1 protein-coding gene is annotated in these 1000 nt (G+C 59.4%); it reads right to left on the bottom strand.

Going from position 1 to position 1000, the window contains the following annotated elements; all coding sequences use genetic code 11:
• Window positions 1–47 precede the first annotated feature (47 nt).
• The coding region (locus QQJ84_RS19150; protein ID WP_284259934.1) for an IS5 family transposase at window positions 48–1000 on the bottom strand (953 nt) is incomplete at its 5' end.

Below are 1000 nucleotides of genomic sequence, written 5' to 3'. Positions count from 1 at the left end.
ATTTCTTTCCCCACGTGAGAGCCGCAGCTTCTCTTCTGCGACGGGCCTCAAGCGGGTTGAGCGAGCAGCTTGAGGGTACGTTTCAGATTGTAGGCGATGGCGGTGAGACGGACTTGGACGGCAGCTTTGGCAAGGCCGCACCATCGCATTCGGTGTAAGCCGTAGCTTCGCTTCCAGGTCCCGAAGATTTTTTCGATCCGGCCACGGACGCGATAAATGGACCGGTTATGGGCATCAAGGTAGGCGAGCGCTGCCTTCGCGTCCTGGGCACTGGACCACACGTGGGTGATGATAACGCGAGGGGTCCCACCTTTGGCCCGGACCGCGTTATTGAAGTGGTCCCCGCGATAGGCGCTGTCGGCGAACACGTCGCCGGGATCGTCAGGTAGAGCCGCGGGGCCCGCCTTGCCATCATTGACGTTGGCGGGGGTGATGAAAACTTGTTCAACCAAAGCCGTATCTGCATCCGCTCCCACATGGGCCTTGAAGCCGTGCACGGCTTTGCGACCCTTATGCTTAACCCAGCGCGCTTCATCATCGCCCCTGCGTGCCGAAGCGATGATTGTCGCATCGACCAGCGTACCGGTTTTCACGCGGATGGCTTTGGCCTTCAGCTGGCGCGTCACTTCATCGAACAGGGCTTTATCCAAACCGCGTTCAGCCAGCACCTTGCGCAGCCGCACGAAAGCTGTCCGTTCCGGGGTCGCCTCCTGTGCGGAGAAGCCGCAAAACCGCCGGAACGAGGCGCGGTCATCCAAGGCTTCCGATAGCTTCACATCCGAGAGATCGTACCAGACCGCGAGCAGCATCGCCTTGAACAAGACCAGAGGCGGCCAGGCCGGTTCGCCCTTCGCAGCCATATAGATATCACCCAAAACGACTTCAATCGGCGTCCAATCGATCAAACCAGAAAGCCGGTCCAACGATGACGCGACGCTACCCACATCCGAAAACCGCAATGATTGCTGCCCAATCCGACGACGTGACATCTTAACCTCCA

It is taken from the genome of Acidocella aquatica (genome assembly GCF_030160635.1).
In the GTDB taxonomy this organism is placed as follows: domain Bacteria; phylum Pseudomonadota; class Alphaproteobacteria; order Acetobacterales; family Acetobacteraceae; genus Acidocella; species Acidocella aquatica.
This window is presented reverse-complemented; position numbering and strand designations above follow the sequence as displayed.